1 protein-coding gene is annotated in these 742 nt (G+C 61.2%); it reads left to right on the plus strand.

Annotated features, from left to right (window positions below; all coding sequences use genetic code 11):
* The coding region (locus JMA46_RS16780) for an HNH endonuclease signature motif containing protein (RefSeq protein WP_207346487.1) at window positions 1–742 on the plus strand (742 nt) is incomplete at both ends.

Genomic DNA, 742 nt, shown 5'->3' on the forward strand with positions numbered 1-742 from the left:
GGCGGTGAGCCGGGGTGGGGATCTGTGTGGGGTGAGGTGCCCGGGCAGGAGCGGCGGGCTCGGGTGGTTGGCGGGGTGCGGATTCCGTGGCCGGGCTCGGCGGAGATGTTGGAGGGTTTGGATCCGATTGATCCGGCCAGTACCGACCCGGTGGTGAAAGACGACCGGACGTATGCGCAGAAGCTCTTGGACGGGTTGTTGGAGTGTGTGAAGTTGGCGGCACGGACAGAGAAGCTGCCGCTCAATGGTGGTTTGAAGGCACAGCTGATCATCATGACCCGGCAGGAAGACCTAGCCCGCAGGGACGGGGCAGGGACGGCGTTTACCGCTTATAACGGGCCTGTGCCGTTGGGGTTGTTTGACCAGCCCCTGTGTGATCCGGAGATCACGAACCTGTTGATGGGGCAAGGGCAGGAGATTTTGAATGTGGGTCGTACCCAACGCTTGTTTACCCCGGCGCAGCGCAAAATCTTATTCGCCAGGGATCTAGGCTGTTGTTTTCCTGATTGCACTATCCCGGCGCCCTGGGCCGAGGCCCATCATGTGCTCCCGTGGCAGGAAGGCGGGGAAAGTAATATCAGCAACGCGGCTTTGCTCTGCGGGCGCCACCACACGCTGATTCACCATAGTGAATGGACCCTGGCACTGGTGCAAGGAACGCCCTGCTTCACCGCCCCGTACCTAATCGATCCCACCCAAACACCACGGCGCAACACCTACCACCACGGCCTGAGCAAAAACA

The sequence above is a fragment of the Arthrobacter sp. E3 genome, assembly GCF_017353415.1.
Lineage (GTDB): Bacteria > Actinomycetota > Actinomycetes > Actinomycetales > Micrococcaceae > Specibacter.